Source organism: Pseudomonas monsensis (genome assembly GCF_014268495.2).
In the GTDB taxonomy this organism is placed as follows: domain Bacteria; phylum Pseudomonadota; class Gammaproteobacteria; order Pseudomonadales; family Pseudomonadaceae; genus Aquipseudomonas; species Aquipseudomonas monsensis.
The window spans coordinates 712,534-732,552 of sequence record NZ_CP077087.1 but is presented as its reverse complement, the minus strand read 5'-3'; the positions used below and the strand labels follow the sequence as shown (position 1 = coordinate 732,552).

The window sequence follows — 20,019 nt, the reverse complement described above, 5'->3', positions numbered from 1 at the left end:
GGTCTCTATGCCTACCCTGCGCTCTTTCTTTTTCGCGGCCCTGCTGGGCCTGAGTCTTTCCGTCGGGCCGCTGTATGCCGCCGAACCGCCGTCCAGCGAAGCCGTGCAGGCCAGCCTGGACAAACTCGCCGACAGCAAACTGCCGGACGCCGATAAAAAGACCCTGCAAACCGTCCTGCAGAACACGCTCAATCAGCTGAACAACCAGCGTGACTATGAACAGAAGCTGATCGACCTCAAACAGCAACTGGCAAGCGCGCCGAAGCAGACCGTCGAGAACACCCGCGAATTGACGCGCCTCAAGGCCTCCGCCGTGGTGCCGGTGGCGCAGCGTTTTCCCAAGGAATCGATCCAGCAGCTGGAACAGATCCTCACCGATCGTTCGACCCAGCAGAGCGATCTGCAAAAAGCCCTGGCCGACGCCAACAGCCTGATCATCACCGCGCAGACCCGCCCGGAGCGCGCCCAGGCGGAAATTTCCGCCAGCCAGACGCGCATCCAGCAGATCAACAACATCCTCAAGTCCGGCAAGGACGCGGGCAAAACCGTCAGCGCCGAGCAACGCGATCAGTTGAACGCCGAACTGGCCGCCCTCAACGCGTTGATCCCGCTGCGTCGTCAGGAGCTGGCCGGCAACAGCCAGTTGCAGGATCTGGGCAACAGCCAGCATGACCTGCTCTCGGAGAAATCCGACCGCCTCGACCGCGAGATCCAGGAACTGCAAACCCTGATCAACCAGAAGCGTCTGGCGCAGTCCCAGGAGACCGTTACCCAGCAGTCGATCGAAGCGCAGAAGGCCGGCGGCAGCAGCCTGCTCGCCAGCGAAAGCACGGCCAACCTCAAGCTCTCCGACTACCTGCTGAAAAGCACCGACCGTCTCAACGAAGTCACCCAGCAGAACCTGCAAACCAAACAGCAACTCGACAGCCTGACCCAGAGCGACTCGGCCCTGGATGAACAGATCAACGTGCTCAAGGGCAGTCTGCTGCTGTCGAAGATTCTCTATAAACAGAAGCAGGCCCTGCCGCGCCTCAAGGTCGATCGTGACCTGGCCGACCAGATCGCCGACATTCGCCTGTATCAGTTCGAAGTCAGCCAGCAGCGTGAACTGCTGAGCAACCCGGCGACCTACGTCGACAACCTGCTCTCCACCCAGCCGCCGGAGCAAGTCACCCCGCAACTGCGCAAGAGCCTGCTGGACCTGGCCAACACCCGCGCCGACCTGCTGGAACGACTGAACCGCGAACTGAGCGCGGTGCTCAACGAATCAATCACCCTGCAACTCAACCAGAAGCAACTGCTGAGCACCGCCCAAAGCCTGCGCGCAACCCTCGATGAGCAGATGTTCTGGATTCCCAGCAACAAGCCGCTGGACGTGGAATGGATGCGCGGCGTGCCGGAGCGGCTCAAACGCCAGATCGACACCCTGCCGCTGGCCTCGAGCCTGAGCGAGCTGACCGACGGCCTGACCCAGCGTCCGCTGCTGTTCCTGCCGCTGGCATTGCTGATCGGCGCGCTGCTGTGGCGGCGCAAGGCGCTGTATGCGCGGTTGAACAAGGTTCACCAGGACATCGGTCACTTCAAGCGTGACAGTCAGTGGCACACCCCGCAGGCGATCCTGATCAATATTCTGCTGGCGATGCCGGTCGCCCTTGGCCTGGCCCTGTGCGGACTGGCCCTGCAGATCGACGCCCGCGGACAAAACGCCAACATGGGCGCGGCGCTGCTGCAAATGGGTCAGGCATGGCTGGTGTTCTACACCGCCTACCGGATTCTCTCGCCAGGTGGCGTGGCAGAGTTGCACTTCCGCTGGGAAAAGCCCCAGGTCGAATTCCTCCAGGGCTGGATCCGTCGCCTCGGACTGGTGGTCATGGCGCTGGTGACCGTAGTCGCCGTGGCCGAACTGCAACCGGCCGCACTGGCTGACGACGTTCTCGGCATGCCGGTGGTGCTGACCTGCTACGCCCTGATGGCCTGGCTGCTCAGCCGTCTGCTGATCAGCAGCCCGGCCCACGAAAATACTTCGTTGTTCCGCAAGGCCGTGGGCGTGATGTTCACCTTGCTGCCGATCGCCCTGTTCGTCGCGGTGTGCTTCGGCTACTACTACACCGCGCTGAAACTCAGCGACCGCTTGATCAACACCCTGTACCTGCTGATGTTCTGGCTGGTGATCGAAGCCACCTTCGTCCGGGGTCTGGCGGTTGCCGCCCGACGTCTGGCTTACCAGCGCGCCCTGGCCAAACGTCAGGCGGCAAAAGAGGCCGGCGACGGCGAAGCCGTGATCGAAGAACCGACACTGGACATCGAGAAGGTCAACGAACAGTCCCTGCGCCTGATCCGTCTGGCCCTGCTCGGCGGCTTCATCGCGGCGCTGTACTGGGTCTGGTCGGACCTGATTTCGGTGTTCTCGTACCTCGACAACATCACCCTCTACGAATACACCAGCGGCACCGGCGCCAACATGAGCATGGTGCCGATCAGCATCGGCGACATGCTCGGCGCACTGATCATCATCGGCATCACCTTCGCCCTCGCGCGCAACCTGCCGGGCCTGCTGGAAGTGTTCGTGCTGTCGAAACTCAATCTGGCCCAGGGCAGTGCCTACGCGACCACCACGTTGCTGTCGTATGTGATCGCCGGCGTCGGTTTCGTCTCGACCCTGTCGACCCTCGGCGTGAGCTGGGACAAGTTGCAATGGCTGGTGGCGGCGCTGTCGGTCGGCCTCGGTTTCGGCATGCAGGAGATCTTCGCCAACTTTATCTCCGGCATCATGATCCTGTTCGAACGCCCGGTGCGGATCGGTGACACCATCACCATCGGCAACCTGTCGGGCACGGTCAGCAAGATCCGCATCCGCGCCACGACCATCACCGACTTCGACCGCAAGGACATCATTGTCCCGAACAAGACGTTCATCACCGGGCAACTGATCAACTGGTCGCTGACCGACACCATCACCCGCGTCACCCTGAAACTGGGCGTCGACTACGGCTCCGACCTGGATCTGGTCAAGGAACTGCTGCTCAAGGCTGCCCGGGAAAACCCGCGTGTGCTCAAGGAGCCCGAGCCGCACGTGTACTTCCTCAACTTCGGCGAAAGCACTCTCGATCACGAGTTGCGCATGCACGTGCGTGACTTGGGCGACCGCAACCCGGTGCTTGATGAGGTCAACCGCTTCATCAACCGCGAGTTCAAGAAGCAGCACATCAACATCTCGTTCCGCCAGATGGAGGTTTATCTGAAGAACCTTCACGGTCAGGAATACAAGATGGTGCCGATCGAGCCAGAAACGAAAACCATCGTGCCCATCGCCGACGATCAGAAACCGCTGCAAGAGCCGCCGCCGGCCAAACTCGACTAACCGGCCTATTCCCAGCAGAATGCTCGGACATTCTGCTGGAGCCGGCCCTTGAAAGCCCTCGACGAACTGACCTTCGACAATCGCTTCGCCCGCCTGGGCGACGCGTTCTCCGCCCACGTGCTGCCCGAGCCGATCGACAATCCGCGTCTGGTCGTCGCCAGCCCGGCGGCCCTCGCCTTGCTGGATCTCGACCCGGCGAGCGCCGAAACCGAGGAATTCGCCGAACTGTTTGGCGGCCACAAATTGTGGGCCGATGCCGAGCCGCGGGCGATGGTCTATTCCGGGCATCAGTTCGGCGGCTACACACCGCAACTGGGTGACGGTCGTGGCTTGTTGCTCGGCGAGGTCTACAACAGCGCTGGTGAGCACTGGGACCTGCACCTGAAGGGCGCCGGACAGACGCCGTTTTCACGCATGGGGGACGGTCGCGCCGTTCTGCGTTCATCAATCCGCGAGTTCCTCGCCTCCGAAGCGCTGCACGCGCTGAACATCCCGTCTTCGCGGGCCGCCTGCGTGATCGGTTCCGACACCCCGGTGTGGCGCGAGAAGCAGGAACGTGCGGCGATGGTCCTGCGTCTGGCACCGAGCCATGTGCGCTTCGGCCACTTCGAATATTTCTACTACACCAAGCGTCCCGAGCAGCAGAAGCAACTCGGCGAGCACGTGTTGGCGATGCACTTCCCCGAGTGCCTGGAACAACCGGAGCCGTATCTGGCGATGTTCCGCGAGATCGTCGAGCGCAATGCCGCACTGATCGCCAAGTGGCAGGCCTACGGCTTCTGCCACGGCGTGATGAACACCGACAACATGTCGATCCTCGGCATCACCTTCGACTTCGGCCCGTTCGCGTTCCTCGATGATTTCGACGCCCACTTCATCTGCAACCATTCCGATGATCAGGGCCGCTACTCGTTCAGCAATCAGGTGCCGGTCGGCCAATGGAACCTCAGCGCGCTGGCCCAGGCGTTGACGCCGTTCATCAGCGTCGAAGCCCTGCGCGAAACCCTCGGCCTGTACTTGCCCTTGTTCCAGGCGCATTACCTTGACCTGATGCGCCGCCGCCTCGGCTTTACCACGGCGGAAGAGGACGACCAACAGCTGCTAGAGAACCTGCTGCAACTGATGCAGAACAGCGGCGTCGATTACACGCTGTTCTTCCGCCGTCTCGGTGAAGAACCCGCCGAACAGGCCGTCGCCCGTTTGCGCGATGATTTCGTCGACATCAAGGGCTTTGACGCCTGGGGCGAACGCTACGTCGCCCGGGTCGCCCGCGACGGTGACACCGATCAGGCCCAGCGCCGCACGCGAATGCATGCGGTCAATCCGCTGTACATCCTGCGCAATTATCTGGCGCAAAAAGCTATTGATGCGGCGGAGCAAGGCGATTACTCAGAAGTGCGCCGGCTGCATGCGGTGCTGAGCAAACCGTTTGAACAGCAGCCGGGGATGGAGGGTTATGCCGAGCGGCCGCCGGAGTGGGGCAAGCATCTGGAGATCAGTTGTTCGTCTTGAGGCGGTCTAGATAAACACGTCTACAGGCACCTTGAAGTGGTCCGCCAACCAGCGGACCTGCCGCAGGTTCAACTTGCACTTGCCGTTCAGAATTTCTGAAACGACAGATTGAGTGCCAACACCCGGCAGGTCGCTCTGGGTCAGTCCATGTTCGCGCATCATGTAGCCGAGGACCTCTTCGCCACTTGCCTTGGCCATGGGGTGATGTGTGCGATCCCATTCCGCAATCCAGTCACTGATGATCTCCACCAGACTCGTGAGTGGATGCGACTCGTCATCGCCGGTTATTTCGAGGATCTCGTCGACTGCATATCGCAAATTGCGATAATGCAAGACAGACCAACGGCCACGCCGGTACGTCTTGGCCCAGGTCTTACGTTGAAAGCCGCATGATTGAAAATGTGAACAAACGCCTCCAACTAGGTGTTATCAGCTCACTTGCGGAATGCCCTCATGACCAACCCACTCCTCATCCCCTGCCCCTCCTGCAACGGCCTCAACCGCATCCCGGCCGAGCGCCTCGCGGACCAGCCAAAATGCGGGCGCTGCAAATCCGCCGTACTGCTGAGCAAGCCGTTCGAACTCAAGCAAGGCGACTACGCCAGCCAGATCAAGGGTGATCTGCCGCTGCTGGTAGACGTGTGGGCGGACTGGTGCGGGCCGTGCAAGTCGTTTGCACCGGTGTTCGAGCAGGCGGCGGCGCAGTTGGCGGGCAAGTGCCGGTTGGCCAAGCTGGACAGTGAGGCCAATCAGCAACTGTCGGCGCAGTTGGGGATTCGTTCGATTCCGAGCCTGATTCTGTTCAGGAACGGCCGGGAAGTAGCGCGGCAGAGCGGCGCGTTTCCATTGCCGCAGTTGATGGCGTGGCTGCATAGCCAAGGCATCTGACACACCGTAAATCAAATTGTAGGAGTGAGCCTGCTCGCGATGGGGTTCTGTCAGTCCACTCAAGTGTTGGCTGACAGGACCCCATCGCGAGCAGGCTCATTCCTGCAGGGGATCTGCGTAGCCCAAGAGATCAGTGGTCTTCGAGCAAGTTGTGCAGCTCAACGAACTGCTGCGTCAGTTTGTGTTTCGGGTCGAGGTGAATCAGCGGCATGCTGGCCTGGTGCGATTCGCGCATGCGTACCGAACTGCTCAGATACACCGGCAACACCGGTAAACCTTCGGCAATCAACTCATCGAGAATCTGCTGGGGCAGGCTCGCCCGGGCCTGGAATTGGTTGACGACGATGCCTTCGACCTCCAGGCCTTCATTGTGGTCGTCTTTCAGCTCTTCGATTTCCGCGATCAGCCCGTACAGCGCCTGACGCGAGAAGCTGTCGCAATCGAAGGGGATCAGCACGCGATCCGCAGCAATCAGCGCCGATACCGCGTAGAAGTTCAGCGCCGGTGGCGTATCGAGGTAGATCCGGTCGTAATCCTCGGACAATTCATCCAGCAACTTACGCAGCTTGTTGATCTTGTGCTTCGCCTCAAGCTTGGGCTGCAGGTCGGCCAGTTCAGCGGTGGCGGTGATGATATGCAGATTGTCGAACGGGGTTTCGTAGATATCGGCCTGATTCTTTTTCGAAAACGGCCCCGATGACAGCGTCTGCTTGAAGAAATCGGCAATGCCCATCGGGATGTCGTCGCCGGTGAGCCCTGTCAGATATTGAGTGGAGTTGGCCTGGGCATCGAGATCCACCAACAGCGTGCGATAACCCTCGCTGGCGCTGACCGCCGCCAGATTGCAGGCAATGCTGGATTTGCCCACGCCACCTTTCTGATTGAACACCACGCGCCGCATGACAAAACCTCCGTGTATCAAAGAATGACCGAGTGTAGTTGCCTGCGCCCTCGCTTCGCTACCTTCACCGACACGGACTACAGCGCCTGGTGACAATATCCGCGTGCAGACGGGGCAAAAGCGGCCTTTGATCGCCGAGATGCCTGACAGACAAAACCCTGACCAACTGGAAAATCGCCAAGTGACATTTTTCTCTACCAACCACTCGGTGCATTTCGTTGCGCAAAAGGTATCGCGTGAGGGGTTGCCGGGGTGATCTTGCTTACGCTGAACGACTGACATCACCCTGTTTGACCCTTGACGCCGCGTAGCGTGTCCTAGAGCAAGGCACTCATCCGCCACGGCTCCAACTGCATCTGGTCATGAACAATTTCGACACGCTTGCTCTGAGCTGGTTTGTCTCTGGTTGTTTAACCGGTGAGCTGAAAAAGCTGCGATATATCAGAACGCTACTTAACTCACACGCCTGCACTGTCTCACTTACTGAACAACCCCTTCAAACCGTCTTGCAAATAACCGCCACGTAATCACAGCGCAAAAAAAACATAAGAGAAATTGCGGCGATAGCCATACAGTCTAAACACCTGTCATTTCTGACAGGTGCCAAAACTATTGAAGCCGATTAAATTATTGTTGTGAAACGACTCTGACACTAACTTTCGCATTAACCTAATTCCAAAGGTAATAGACCATGGAAGACCAATTCCTTTTAGAAGCAATTGAAGAACTGATGGCCGCTGCCACGTACCACGACGATGCAACAGAAGACGCCTCGAGAGGCGAGGGAAAGATATTTTATAGAGACCGATATCACATTGATATAAAAATTAAACGCAATGAATCCCAGCAAACCACCCCCCTTAAATCCCTTGAAGACTTCATAGCGGAGATTGACAAACACTTAGACGAGGACGCAGAGCACACTAGCACCTGGACCGAACAAATTAATAACATATATGACTCTGAACCCATTCCTTACGCAGTATCACTGTACATCACAGATAGCGAGTATAGCGAGGATATCGAGGATATCGAGGAGCCATCTTAGACAATTAATGTAACCCACCGGCTATCCTCCCTCATATAAACGGTCACCGGTGGGTTTACAGTCGTCGCCGAAACTCAAAACCTTATTATCAAAAACCTGACTACCTCCCAGCAACAAAAATTATTATGCCGTAACTTTCGCCCCAATCTCACTCAAAAGGTAGCGACCATGTACACCCCCATAGAAAACCTTGAAAACAAAATCCGGGAAATGATGAAAACTGTCACGGACGACAAAAAGAAAACAGCGGGAGATAGGAAAACAGAGGAAAAAATTTACTATAAGGATCATGAATTCACTCTAAAAGTTGAAGCCAATGGCTCCACAGAAAACATATCCATTCAACACTTTGTATTTGAAATTGACGATGCCATAGAAAACGAACTTCTATTGCCCGGCACCTACAACGAACAGATTCAAGATACGATTCAATCTAAAACCATTTATTGCGCAGTATCAGTGGTTGTCATTGATAGTGACAAAGAGGAATTTTAGACAACGAAGGTATCCCACCGGTGCCCCTCCACAGCAATAACGGTTGCCGGCGGGTTTGACAGGCGTCACCGCAACTCAAGACCCAACTATCAAAATTCTGCCTGAACTGCGAACGACAGGATTCATCATGCCAAGCGACCAGCCGCCATTACCCAATTGAAGGCTCAACCTTGCGCGTGAGCAGGTCGACAAACGCCTTGGCCATCGGCGATTTCTGGTCCTTGCGCTGCACCAGCCACACCGCCGACACCGCCTCCGGATCAAGCAGCGGTCGATAGACCACGCCTTCAATGCGCATCCGCTGATAGGACGCCGGCAACACCGAAACCCCCAGCCCCGCTGCGACCAGACCGATGATGGTCATCGCCTCTCCGGCCTCCTGGGCGAAGTGCGGGCTGAATCCGGCATCACGCGCCAGACTCAGCAGTTGCGCATACAGCCCGCTGCCGTAGCTGCGCGGAAAGAACACGAACGGCTCCAGCGCCAGCGCCGAAAGGAAAAGCCCTTCCTCGCTGCCCTGCGCCAGCGGATGTTTGGAGCCAAGCACCGCCACCAGCGGCTCACGCATCAGCTCCACCACACTCAGCGAATCCGGCAGGCCCAGCGGACGCATGATGCCGACCTCGATCGACTCATCCACCAGCCCTTCGGCGACTTGCGTGCTGCTCATCTCACGAAGGTTAAGGTGCACCGCCGGAAAACGCTGGCGAAAGGCAAAGATCGCCTGGGGAATCGTCGAGTTGAACGGCGCCGATGAGGTAAAGCCGATCTTCAATTCGCCCAGCTCCCCCAATTGCGCACGTCTTGCGACATCCGCCGCTTTGTCGACCTGCGCCAGCACCAGCCGCGCTTCCTCCAGAAACAATCTGCCGGCTTCGCTCAGTTCGACCCGACGATTGGTCCGCTCGAACAATCGTGCACCGACCTCTTGCTCCAGCGCCTGAATCTGCTGGCTCAGCGGTGGCTGGGAAATACCCAGCACCTGTGCCGCGCGGCCGAAATGCAGCTCTTCGGCAACAGCGATGAAGTAGCGCAGGTGACGCAATTCCATGAACACCTCATTAGGTCGTTAAAGCTATCAAACAGGTCGAACAATATATTGGATAGAAACATTAGCCAGCTATATGATTTTTTCATTGCCTGCCTGGCCGTGCACCCCGAGGTTTGATGTGAAAACTGCTGTCGCGCCCCTTGCCCACGAAGTCCCGCCTGCTGCGGCGGACGATGTCGTCGCCGAACTGCAAGAGATCTACATCGAAAAAGGCACGCCGATGTTCATGCGCACGGTACTGGCGCTGTTCAGCGGCGGGTTCGCGACCTTTGCCCTGCTGTACTGCGTGCAGCCGATGATGCCGCTGCTGTCCCACGAGTACGGGATCAACGCGGCGCAGAGCAGCCTGATTCTTTCGGTGGCCACCGGCATGCTCGCCATCGGCCTGCTGATCACCGGACCGATCTCTGATCGGGTCGGGCGCAAACCGGTGATGGTGACTGCGCTGTTCGCAGCGGCGCTGTGCACCATCGCCAGCTCGATGATGCCGAGCTGGCACGGCGTGTTGATCATGCGCGCGCTGATCGGGCTGTCGTTGAGCGGCCTGGCAGCGGTGGCGATGACCTACCTCAGCGAAGAGATTCACCCGCAACACATCGGTCTGGCGATGGGCCTGTACATCGGCGGCAACGCCATTGGCGGGATGAGCGGGCGGTTGATCACCGGGGTGTTGATCGACTTCGTCAGCTGGCATACGGCGATGCTGGTGATTGGCGGTCTGGCGTTGATCGCGGCGGCGGTGTTCTGGAAGATCCTCCCCGAGTCGCGCAACTTCCGTTCGCGCTCATTGCACCCGCGCAGCCTGCTCGACGGCTTCACCATGCACTTTCGCGATGCCGGCCTGCCGCTGCTGTTTCTTGAAGCATTCGTGCTGATGGGCGCGTTCGTCACGCTGTTCAACTACATTGGCTATCGCTTGCTGGCCGCGCCGTACAACCTAGATCAGGTGTTCGTTGGATTGTTGTCGGTGGTGTATCTGTCAGGGATCTACAGCTCGGCGAAGATTGGTTCGCTGGCGGACAAACTGGGGCGACGCAAGGTGCTGTGGGCGACCATTGCGCTGATGTTTGCCGGCCTTGCCTTGACGATGTTTACGCCGCTGTTGCTGGTGATTGTCGGCATGTTGATTTTCACCTTTGGCTTCTTTGGCGCGCATTCGGTGGCGAGTAGCTGGATTGGTCGGCGAGCGACTAAGGCCAAGGGACAGGCGTCGTCGTTGTATCTGTTCAGTTATTACGCGGGGTCGAGTATTGCCGGGACGGCAGGCGGGGTGTTCTGGCATTTGGGTGGCTGGAACGGGATTGGTCTGTTTATAGGCTCACTGTTGCTGATCGCGCTACTGGTGGCGTTGAAGCTGGCGAAGTTGCCGCCGCTCGGCGGTGTAAAAGCCTGACACAAAACCCAATGTGGGAGCGAGCTTGCTCGCGAAGGCGTTGTGTCAGTTGATGCAAAAGTTGCTGATCCACCGCTTTCGCGAGCAAGCTCGCTCCCACATTTCATCTGTGTCCGACGTTGAATCGTGGAAACAAAAACGCCCGGCATAAGCCGGGCGTTTTTTATGGTGTGGCGATCACTCGTGATACTGCGCCGACAGCTCGTGCACCGCGCGCAGGAAGGCACCGGCGTGCTCCGGATCAACCTCAGGCGTGATGCCATGACCAAGGTTGAACACGTGGCCGCTGCCCTTGCCATAGCTGGCGAGAATGCGTCCGACTTCAGTGCGGATCGCTTCCGGTTTGGCGTACAGCACGGTCGGGTCCATGTTGCCTTGCAGCGCGACCTTGTCGCCGACGCGGGCGCGGGCGTTGCCGATGTCGCAGGTCCAGTCCAGGCCCAGGGCGTCGGCGCCGGCCTCGGCGATGCTTTCCAGCCACAGGCCGCCGTTCTTGGTGAAGAGGATCACCGGCACCTTGCGACCGTCGTGTTCGCGGATCAGGCCGCTGACGATTTTCTTCATGTAGGCCAGCGAGAACTCTTGATACGCCGCCGCCGACAGATTGCCGCCCCAGGTGTCAAAGATCTGCACCGCTTGCGCGCCGGCCATGATCTGGCCGTTGAGGTACGAGGTCACCGACTGCGCCAGCTTATCCAGCAGCAAGTGCATGGCTTGCGGATTGTCGTAGAGCATCGCCTTGGTCTTGCGGAAGTCTTTCGACGAGCCGCCTTCAACCATGTACGTCGCCAGGGTCCACGGGCTGCCGGAGAAACCGATCAGCGGCACGCGCCCGTTCAGCTCACGACGGATGGTGCTGACCGCGTCCATCACGTAGCCGAGGTCCTTGTGCGGATCAGGGATCGGTAGCGCTTCGATGTCCGCCAGGGTGCTGACGACTTTCTTGAAACGCGGCCCTTCACCAGTCTCGAAGTACAGGCCCTGGCCCATCGCATCGGGAATGGTGAGGATGTCGGAAAACAGGATCGCCGCGTCCAGTTGCGGATAGCGGTCGAGCGGTTGCAGGGTGACTTCGCAGGCGAATTCCGGATTCATGCACAGGCTCATGAAGTCACCGGCGTGGGCACGGCTGGCGCGGTATTCCGGCAAGTAGCGGCCGGCCTGGCGCATCATCCACACCGGGGTGACGTCAACGGGTTGCTTGAGCAGGGCGCGGAGGAAACGGTCGTTCTTCAGGGCAGTCATGTCGGCATCCGGAAAAAAAGTGCGGGCATTTTCTCAGAGCGCGACGCAAAAGGCACGGATGCAGGTCAGCCTTTTGTCTATCGGGTCAATTTATCGTTAAAAATACAGGTCTTCGCAACACTACAAAACACTGTGGGAGCTGGCTTGCCAGCTCCCACAGGTATTGCATTTGCAGTCAGCCGGACGGGGGTTAGACGCCCAGGTAATCGAGGATCCCTTCGGCGGCATTGCGCCCTTCGAAAATCGCCGTCACCACCAGGTCGGAACCGCGCACCATGTCGCCACCGGCAAAGATTTTCGGATTGCTGGTCTGGTGCTTGTACTGACCTTGCTCAGGCGCCACAACGCGGCCCTGGCTGTCGGTCTGGATCTCGAACTGCTCGAACCACGGCGCCGGGCTAGGGCGGAAGCCGAAAGCGATAACCACGGCGTCCGCCGGGATGATCTCTTCGGAACCCGGGATCGGCTCAGGGCTGCGGCGGCCACGGGCGTCCGGTTCGCCGAGACGGGTCTCGACCACCTTCACGCCTTCGACCTTGTCTTCGCCAACGATGGCGATCGGCTGACGGTTGTAGAGGAACTTCACGCCTTCTTCCTTGGCGTTCTTCACCTCTTTGCGCGAGCCGGGCATGTTCGCTTCGTCACGACGATAAGCACAGGTCACCGATTTGGCACCCTGACGGATCGACGTGCGGTTGCAGTCCATCGCCGTGTCACCACCGCCGAGAACCACGACCTTCTTGCCTTTCATGTCGACGAAATCTTCCGGCGACTTTTCAAAGCCCAGGTTGCGGTTGACGTTGGCGATCAGGAAGTCCAGTGCGTCATAGACGCCCGGCAGGTCCTCACCGGCAAAACCGCCCTTCATGTAGGTGTAGGTGCCCATGCCCATGAACACTGCATCGTATTCGGCGAGCAGTTGTTCCATGGTCACGTCTTTACCGACTTCGGTGTTCAGACGGAACTCGATGCCCATGCCAGTGAAGACTTCGCGACGATTGCTCAGCACGGTCTTCTCCAGCTTGAACTCGGGGATGCCGAAGGTCAGCAAACCGCCGATTTCCGGGTTCTTGTCGAACACCACCGGGGTCACGCCGCCACGCACCAGCACGTCGGCACAACCGAGGCCCGCCGGGCCGGCACCGATGATCGCGACACGCTTGCCGGTCGGCTTGACCTTGGACATGTCCGGGCGCCAGCCCATGGCGAACGCGGTGTCGGTGATGTACTTCTCGACCGAACCGATGGTCACCGCGCCGAAGCCGTCGTTGAGGGTGCAGGCACCCTCGCACAGACGATCCTGCGGGCACACCCGGCCGCAGACTTCCGGCAGGGTGTTGGTCTGGTGCGACAGCTCGGCGGCCTGCAGGATGTTGCCCTCGGCGACCAGCTTCAGCCAGTTGGGAATGAAGTTGTGCACCGGGCACTTCCATTCGCAATACGGGTTGCCGCAACCCAGGCAGCGGTGGGCCTGATCGGCCGACTGCTGAGGTTTGAACGGTTCGTAGATTTCGACGAACTCTTTCTTGCGTTGACGCAACAGTTTCTTCTTCGGATCTTTGCGCCCGACATCGATGAATTGAAAGTCGTTACTGAGACGTTCGGCCATCTTCAAAACCTCTTACACGACAGCCTCAAGCTACAAGCTTCAAGCTGCAAGAAAATCACATTAGTCCGATACAGCGCGCACTGGCTTCAACTTGCCGCTTGAAGCCAGTGGCTTGCAGCTGCGCCGTTATTGCGGACTCGCACGAGTACTGGAGAGCAGAGATTTCAAGCTCGCCGCCTTAGGTTTGACCAGCCAGAAACGGCGCAAGTAGTCATCGAGGTTTTCGGCGAGTTCACGACCCCACTCGCTGTCGGTTTCGGTGACGTACTCGTTCAGCACGTTTTGCAGGTGGCTGCGATAGGCTTCCATCGCCTCGCCGCTGATCCGCTGGATTTCCACCAGTTCGTGGTTGACCCGGTCAACGAAGGTGTTGTCCTGGTCGAGCACGTAGGCGAAACCACCGGTCATGCCAGAGCCGAAGTTGTAACCGGTCTTGCCCAGAACGCAGACAAAACCACCGGTCATGTACTCGCAGCAGTGATCGCCAGTGCCTTCCACAACCGTGTGGGCACCGGAGTTACGCACGGCGAAACGCTCGCCTGCGGTGCCGGCGGCGAACAGCTTGCCGCCCGTGGCGCCGTACAGGCAGGTGTTGCCGATGATGGCGCTTTCCTGAGTCTTATAAACGCTGCCCTTCGGCGGCACGATGGTCAGCTTGCCACCGGTCATGCCTTTGCCGACGTAGTCGTTGGCATCGCCTTCGAGGTACATGTTCAGACCGCCGGCGTTCCACACGCCGAAGCTCTGCCCGGCAGTGCCCTTGAAGCGGAAGGTGATTGGCGCTTTCGCCATGCCCTGGTTGCCGTGCTTGCGGGCGATTTCGCCGGAGATCCGTGCGCCGATCGAACGGTCGCAGTTGCAGATATCCAGGTCGAACTCGGCACCACTGAGGTCGTTGATTGCCGACGAGGCCATCTCGACCATTTTCTCGGCCAGCAGGCCCTGGTCGAACGGCGGGTTGCGTTCAACGCCGCAGAACTGCGGTTTGTCCGCCGGGATGTGATCGCTGCCCAGCAGCGGGGTCAGATCCAGGTGATGTTGCTTGGCGGTCTGGCCTTCGAGGATTTCCAGCAGATCGGTACGACCGATCAGTTCTTCGAGGGAGCGTACGCCGAGCTTGGCCAGCCACTCACGGGTTTCTTCGGCGACGTAGGTGAAGAAATTCACCACCATGTCGACGGTACCGATGTAGTGATCCTTGCGCAGCTTCTCGTTCTGCGTCGCGACGCCGGTGGCGCAGTTGTTCAGGTGGCAGATGCGCAGGTATTTGCAGCCCAGGGCGATCATCGGCGCAGTACCGAAGCCGAAGCTTTCGGCGCCGAGGATGGCAGCCTTGATCACGTCGAGGCCGGTTTTCAGGCCGCCGTCGGTCTGCACCCGGACTTTGCCGCGCAGGTCGTTGCCGCGCAGAGTCTGGTGGGTTTCAGCCAGACCGAGTTCCCACGGAGCACCAGCGTATTTGATCGAGGTCAGCGGCGAAGCGCCGGTGCCACCGTCGTAGCCGGAGATGGTGATCAGGTCCGCGTAGGCCTTGGCCACACCGGCGGCGATGGTGCCGACGCCTGCTTCAGCTACCAATTTCACCGAAACCAGTGCCTTCGGGTTGACCTGCTTCAGGTCAAAAATCAGCTGCGACAAGTCTTCGATCGAGTAGATGTCGTGGTGCGGCGGTGGCGAAATCAAGGTCACGCCCGGCACTGCATAACGCAGCTTGGCGATCAGCCCGTTCACTTTACCGCCCGGCAGTTGCCCGCCCTCGCCCGGCTTGGCGCCTTGGGCGACCTTGATCTGCAGCACTTCAGCGTTGACCAGGTATTCCGGGGTTACCCCGAAACGGCCAGTCGCGACCTGCTTGATTTTCGAGCTCTTGATGGTGCCGTAACGCGCCGGATCTTCACCACCTTCGCCGGAGTTGGAACGCGCACCGAGGCGGTTCATGGCTTCGGCCAGGGCTTCGTGAGCTTCCGGCGACAAGGCGCCCAGCGAGATACCGGCGGAGTCAAAGCGCTTGAGCACCGATTCCAGCGGTTCGATTTCACTGATGTCCAGCGGTGTGTCGAGGGTCTTGACCTTGAACAGGTCACGGATCATCGACACCGGACGGTTGTCCACCAGCGAGGTGTATTCCTTGAACTTGGCGTAGTCGCCCTGCTGCACAGCGGCTTGCAGGGTGTTGACCACGTCCGGGTTGTACGCGTGATATTCACCACCGTGAACGAACTTCAGCAGACCGCCCTGCTGGATCGGCTTGCGCGGACTCCAGGCTTCGGTGGCCAGTGCTTTCTGTTCGGCTTCGATGTCGACGAAACGCGCACCCTTGATGCGGCTCGGCACGCCACGGAAGCTCAGCTCGCAGACTTCTTCGGACAGGCCGATGGCCTCGAACAGCTGCGCACCACGGTACGAAGCGATGGTCGAGATGCCCATCTTCGACAGGATCTTCAGCAGGCCTTTGGTGATGCCTTTACGGTAGTTCTTGAACACCTCGTAGAGGTCGCCCAGCACTTCACCGGTACGGATCAGGTCACCCAGCACTTCGTAGGCGAGGAACGGATACACCGCCGAGGCGCCGAAACCGATCAGCACCGCGAAGTGATGCGGGTCACGGGCGGTGGCGGTTTCAACGAGGATGTTGGAATCGCAGCGCAGGCCTTTTTCGGTCAGGCGGTGGTGCACCGCGCCGGTGGCCAGCGAGGCGTGGATCGGCAGTTTGCCCGGCGCGATATGACGGTCGCTCAGAACGATCTGGGTACGACCGGCACGCACGGCTTCTTCGGCCTGATCGGCAACGTTGCGGATCGCCGCTTCGAGGCCGACGCTTTCCTCGTAGTTGAGGTCGATGATCTGCCGCTCGAAACCCGGACGGTCGAGGTTCATCAGCGAGCGCCACTTGGCCGGCGAGATCACTGGCGAGCTGAGGATCACGCGCGAGGCGTGTTCCGGCGATTCCTGGAAAATGTTGCGCTCGGCACCGAGGCAGATTTCCAGCGACATCACAATCGCTTCCCGCAGCGGGTCGATCGGCGGGTTGGTGACCTGCGCGAACTGCTGGCGGAAGTAGTCGTAAGGCGTGCGCACACGTTGCGACAGCACGGCCATCGGTGTGTCGTCGCCCATCGAGCCCACGGCTTCGTAGCCTTGTTCGCCGAGCGGACGCAGGACCTGATCGCGCTCCTCGAACGTGACCTGATACATCTTCATGTATTGCTTGAGCTGATCGACGTCGTAGAACGCCGAACCGTGGTCGTTGTCTTCCATGGTTGCCTGAATACGCAGTGCATTCTTGCGCAGCCATTGCTTGTACGGATGACGGGACTTCAGACGGTTGTCGATCGCATCGGTGTCGAGGATCTGCCCGGTTTCGGTGTCCACGGCGAAGATCTGGCCAGGGCCGACACGACCTTTGGCAATCACGTCTTCCGGTTTGTAGTCCCACACGCCGATTTCCGAGGCGAGGGTGATGAAACCGTTCTGGGTGGTGACCCAGCGCGCCGGACGCAGACCGTTACGGTCGAGCAGGCACACCGCGTAGCGACCGTCGGTCATGACCACGCCGGCCGGGCCGTCCCACGGTTCCATGTGCATCGAGTTGTACTCGTAGAACGCACGCAGGTCCGGGTCCATGGTTTCAACGTTCTGCCACGCCGGCGGAATGATCATCCGCACGCCACGGAACAGGTCGATGCCACCGGTGACCATCAGCTCGAGCATGTTGTCCATGCTCGAGGAGTCGGAACCGACACGGTTGACCAGCGGGCCGAGCTCTTCCAGATCCATCAGATCGTTGGTGAACTTGGTCCGACGGGCCTGGGCCCAGTTGCGGTTACCGGTAATGGTGTTGATCTCGCCGTTGTGGGCGAGGAAGCGGAATGGCTGAGCCAGCGGCCATTTCGGCAGGGTGTTGGTGGAGAAGCGCTGGTGGAACACGCAGATTGCGGTTTGCAGGCGCTCGTCACTCAGGTCTGGATAAAACGCGGCCAGGTCGGCCGGCATCATCAGGCCTTTATAGATGATGGTCTTGTGCGAAAAGCTGCAGATGTAGTGGTCGGTGTCGGCGGCGTTGGCCACCGACGAACGACGACGGGCACTGAACAGCTTGACCGCCATGTCCTGATCGCTCAGGCCTTCGCCGCCGATGTACACCTGCTCGATCTGTGGCAGACGCTCAAGGGCCAGGCGGCCGAGGACGCTGGTGTCGATTGGCACTTTGCGCCAGCCGATCAGTTGCAGGCCTTCAGCGAGGATCTCGCGATTCATGTTCTCGCGAGCGGCTTCGGCCTTGACCGGATCCTGGTTGAAGAAAACCATGCCCACCGCGTATTGCTTGGGCAACTCGACACTGAAGGCTTCCTGGGCAATGGCTCGCAGGAACGCATCAGGTTTTTGAATCAGCAGACCGCAACCGTCACCGGTCTTGCCGTCGGCATTAATCCCACCGCGGTGGGTCATGCAGGTCAGGGCCTCGATGGCCGTTTGCAAAAGGGTATGACTGGGTTCGCCCTGCATATGGGCTATCAGGCCGAAACCGCAGTTATCCTTGAATTCATCTGGTTGGTACAGACCTGCTTTCATAGACACTTTCTCACCAGGCTGCCTCTTTTCGAGGCAAATTTCTTTTTAATTCAACCACTTGCATCCTGCGCCGAACGTACGCCGGCTTAGCGGGGGCAAAAGGGTGGTCATTGTACACAGCGACACAGAGGCTCACAAATTTGACGACGAAATGTCGCAAATTCATGTCGCATTTGTGAAAGGTTTAAAGCGATCTGCTGTGCTAGTCAAAACTTTTTTAATTTTGACCGCAACGACTCAAAGACTACTGTGACGCAGACACCACAAGGCACGCGACCTGGAAGGAAGCGCGCACTCGTAGAAATTTTGAGGTGCTTGGAGAGGCGGCCTGGGTAAGGCCGCCGAATCTTCAGCGAGTTGTTGCCAGTTCCTGTTGGACGCTGGCGACAGTGCGAGGCCAAGGTTTACCAGCCTGAACCTTCGCTGGCAAGGCCTTGATGGCAGAAACGGCTGCATCACGATTGGCGAAGTTGCCGTAGGTGATCACGTAGAGAGGCTTGCCGTTGAGAACTTTCTTGAAATAACGGTACTCGCCGCCCTGCTCCTTGACGAAGTTTTGCGCGGCCGCTTCAGAGCTGGTGCCGAGGATCTGCACCACGTAGTTGCTGGTCGGCTGACCGGCGTACCAACTGCCACCGGCTGCTTTGGCCACGGTAACCGGCTTCTCGGCCGGTTTGGCGGCCGCTACAGGCTTGGCCGGCGCAGGAGCCGGTTTCGCCGCTGGCGCTGCCGGAGCAGGCTTCGCGGTGGCGACCTGAGTCGGCGCCGGAGCAGGCTTGGCCGCCGGGACAGGCACCGGCGTTGGCGCAGGACCTGCCGGAACGCCCGCAGGCGGTGCGGAAGTGGTGACGGTCGGCGGCGTCGCGCTGGAGCCTTCGACCGGCACGCCGTCGTCACCTTCAGTGATGCCACCCGCGGCTTCAGCCAACGGACCACGCATCACCGGTTGCGAGTTGCCGACCAGCGGCAACGGCATCGGCTGCGTATTGCCGGCGAACTCGACGTTCGGCGCGCCGCCATTGGCACCCTGCCCCAATGGCAACTGTGCCTGTTCATTGGCAGGAGCGCCGGTGGTTGGCGCCTTGTTGCGACCCGGCATCAGCCAGGCAGCGGCGACCGCGACCACAACGACGGCGGAAATCGCCAATACGTGTTTCTTCGGCATGTTGAACCCCATACTTGGACGCTTGACCGCAGAGCGGCTGGCAATCATGACTTCGATCAGAGCATCGCGAGCGACCTGGTTGATGTTGCCCGGCCAACCCTCGGCACTTTCGTGAATATCAGAGATCTGATCTGCGGTGAAAAGTTCGACACCCCGGCCGGCACCTTCCAGCCGTTGGTCGAGATACTCGCGGGTCTCTTCTTCGGTGTACGGCTGCAGCTCGATGACGTGGAAACGCTCTTCTTCGAGTTGCAAGGCCTCGAGTTGCGCGATCAGCGACGACTCGCCGAACAGGAACACGTGCGGGCGACCTTCCGGAGCCCCGGCACCCAGCGCCATCAGGGCTTCAAGGGCGGATTCGTCGAGCTGCTCGGCGTCATCCACCAGCAAGTAGACTTCCTGGCCGGTCAGTGCGAGCTGAACCACTTGCGCCAGAATCGCACCGACGTCGGCTTGTGCCACGTCCAGCGCCTGAGCCACCTGACGCAACAGGCCAGCGGCATCACCGGCGCCACGGGCGGAAACGACCACGCTTTGCACCGATTGCTTGTTGGTGCTGGCAACCAGCGCCTGGCGCAGCAATGTCTTGCCGCTGCCTTGCGGCCCCGTGACCACCAGCAGCAACTGGCTGTAACGGGCCAGATGATGCAGCTGCCCGAGCACCGGCTTGCGCTGGGCCGGGAAGAACTTGAAGCCCGGCACCCGTGGCGCGAACGGGTCGTGACTTAACTGGAAATGGCCGAGAAACGCCTCGTCGGCATGCAAACTAGTCATCGGAA

The 20,019-nt window shown here is 59.6% G+C and carries 13 protein-coding genes; 6 read left to right on the top strand and 7 right to left on the bottom strand.

Going from position 1 to position 20,019, the window contains the following annotated elements; translation table 11 throughout:
• The first annotated feature begins 7 nt into the window (after nt 1-7).
• The gene (mscK, locus tag HV782_RS03160) at nt 8-3,361 is read left to right on the top strand and encodes a mechanosensitive channel MscK (RefSeq protein WP_186746207.1); all 3,354 of its coding nucleotides are present in this window, start codon (nt 8-10) and stop codon (nt 3,359-3,361) included.
• Nucleotides 3,362-3,409: 48 nt separating this feature from the next.
• Nucleotides 3,410-4,873, top strand: coding sequence for a protein adenylyltransferase SelO (gene selO / locus HV782_RS03155; protein WP_186746210.1), 1,464 nt, complete (start codon nt 3,410-3,412; stop codon nt 4,871-4,873).
• Nucleotides 4,874-4,879: 6 nt separating this feature from the next.
• Here selO and HV782_RS03150 read toward each other — a convergent pair whose 3' ends face one another.
• Entirely contained in the window at nt 4,880-5,206 is a 327-nt protein-coding gene (locus tag HV782_RS03150) for a helix-turn-helix domain-containing protein (RefSeq protein WP_225931051.1), read from the bottom strand.
• Between the two features lie 120 nt (nt 5,207-5,326).
• Between HV782_RS03150 and trxC the strand changes: the two genes are divergently transcribed.
• Nucleotides 5,327-5,761, top strand: coding sequence for a thioredoxin TrxC (trxC, locus tag HV782_RS03145; RefSeq protein ID WP_123470775.1), 435 nt, complete (start codon nt 5,327-5,329; stop codon nt 5,759-5,761).
• 130 nt (nt 5,762-5,891) lie between these two features.
• On the opposite strand, the gene HV782_RS03140 is transcribed toward trxC, so the two are convergent.
• Nucleotides 5,892-6,662: a ParA family protein gene (locus tag HV782_RS03140; protein WP_123470774.1), complete on the bottom strand. Its 771-nt coding sequence runs from the start codon at nt 6,660-6,662 to the stop codon at nt 5,892-5,894.
• Nucleotides 6,663-7,353: 691 nt separating this feature from the next.
• On the opposite strand from HV782_RS03140, the gene HV782_RS03135 reads away from it, so the two are divergent.
• Both HV782_RS03135 and HV782_RS03130 read left to right on the top strand, forming a co-directional pair.
• A complete protein-coding gene (locus HV782_RS03135; RefSeq protein WP_186746212.1) occupies nt 7,354-7,710 on the top strand; it encodes a hypothetical protein in 357 nt (118 codons plus the stop codon).
• A 168-nt stretch (nt 7,711-7,878) separates the two neighbouring features.
• Entirely contained in the window at nt 7,879-8,205 is a 327-nt protein-coding gene (locus tag HV782_RS03130; RefSeq protein ID WP_186746215.1) for a hypothetical protein, read from the top strand.
• A 148-nt stretch (nt 8,206-8,353) separates the two neighbouring features.
• On the opposite strand, the gene HV782_RS03125 is transcribed toward HV782_RS03130, so the two are convergent.
• Nucleotides 8,354-9,256, bottom strand: coding sequence for a LysR family transcriptional regulator (locus tag HV782_RS03125; RefSeq protein WP_123470769.1), 903 nt, complete (start codon nt 9,254-9,256; stop codon nt 8,354-8,356).
• 118 nt (nt 9,257-9,374) lie between these two features.
• Here HV782_RS03125 and HV782_RS03120 point away from each other — a divergent pair, with 118 nt between their 5' ends.
• Nucleotides 9,375-10,649, top strand: a complete 1,275-nt coding sequence (locus HV782_RS03120; RefSeq protein WP_186746217.1) for an MFS transporter — start codon at nt 9,375-9,377, stop codon at nt 10,647-10,649.
• A 177-nt stretch (nt 10,650-10,826) separates the two neighbouring features.
• Here HV782_RS03120 and hemE read toward each other — a convergent pair whose 3' ends face one another.
• The 4 genes from hemE to HV782_RS03100 all read right to left on the bottom strand — a co-directional run bounded on the left by hemE (nt 10,827) and on the right by HV782_RS03100 (nt 20,014).
• Entirely contained in the window at nt 10,827-11,894 is a 1,068-nt protein-coding gene (gene hemE / locus HV782_RS03115) for a uroporphyrinogen decarboxylase (protein ID WP_083367241.1), read from the bottom strand.
• A 190-nt stretch (nt 11,895-12,084) separates the two neighbouring features.
• A complete protein-coding gene (locus HV782_RS03110; protein ID WP_039757038.1) occupies nt 12,085-13,503 on the bottom strand; it encodes an FAD-dependent oxidoreductase in 1,419 nt (472 codons plus the stop codon).
• A gap of 126 nt (nt 13,504-13,629) precedes the next feature.
• Nucleotides 13,630-18,075 (bottom strand): glutamate synthase large subunit, encoded by a 4,446-nt coding sequence (gltB, locus tag HV782_RS03105; protein WP_123470765.1) that lies wholly within the window; start codon nt 18,073-18,075, stop codon nt 13,630-13,632.
• Nucleotides 18,076-18,424: 349 nt separating this feature from the next.
• A complete protein-coding gene (locus HV782_RS03100; protein WP_123470763.1) occupies nt 18,425-20,014 on the bottom strand; it encodes an AAA family ATPase in 1,590 nt (529 codons plus the stop codon).
• Nucleotides 20,015-20,019: the final 5 nt, after the last annotated feature.

Excerpts from the sequence above, each read along its gene's own strand:
- HV782_RS03135 (WP_186746212.1), top strand. The coding sequence starts at position 7,354 with ATGGAAGACCAATTCCTTTTAGAAGCAATTGAAGAACTGATGGCCGCT.
- gltB (WP_123470765.1), bottom strand. The coding sequence starts at position 18,075 with ATGAAAGCAGGTCTGTACCAACCAGATGAATTCAAGGATAACTGCGGT.
- trxC (WP_123470775.1), top strand. The coding sequence starts at position 5,327 with ATGACCAACCCACTCCTCATCCCCTGCCCCTCCTGCAACGGCCTCAAC.
- HV782_RS03130 (WP_186746215.1), top strand. The coding sequence starts at position 7,879 with ATGTACACCCCCATAGAAAACCTTGAAAACAAAATCCGGGAAATGATG.
- HV782_RS03110 (WP_039757038.1), bottom strand. The coding sequence starts at position 13,503 with ATGGCCGAACGTCTCAGTAACGACTTTCAATTCATCGATGTCGGGCGC.
- mscK (WP_186746207.1), top strand. The coding sequence starts at position 8 with ATGCCTACCCTGCGCTCTTTCTTTTTCGCGGCCCTGCTGGGCCTGAGT.
- HV782_RS03125 (WP_123470769.1), bottom strand. The coding sequence starts at position 9,256 with ATGGAATTGCGTCACCTGCGCTACTTCATCGCTGTTGCCGAAGAGCTG.
- HV782_RS03140 (WP_123470774.1), bottom strand. The coding sequence starts at position 6,662 with ATGCGGCGCGTGGTGTTCAATCAGAAAGGTGGCGTGGGCAAATCCAGC.
- HV782_RS03100 (WP_123470763.1), bottom strand. The coding sequence starts at position 20,014 with ATGACTAGTTTGCATGCCGACGAGGCGTTTCTCGGCCATTTCCAGTTA.
- hemE (WP_083367241.1), bottom strand. The coding sequence starts at position 11,894 with ATGACTGCCCTGAAGAACGACCGTTTCCTCCGCGCCCTGCTCAAGCAA.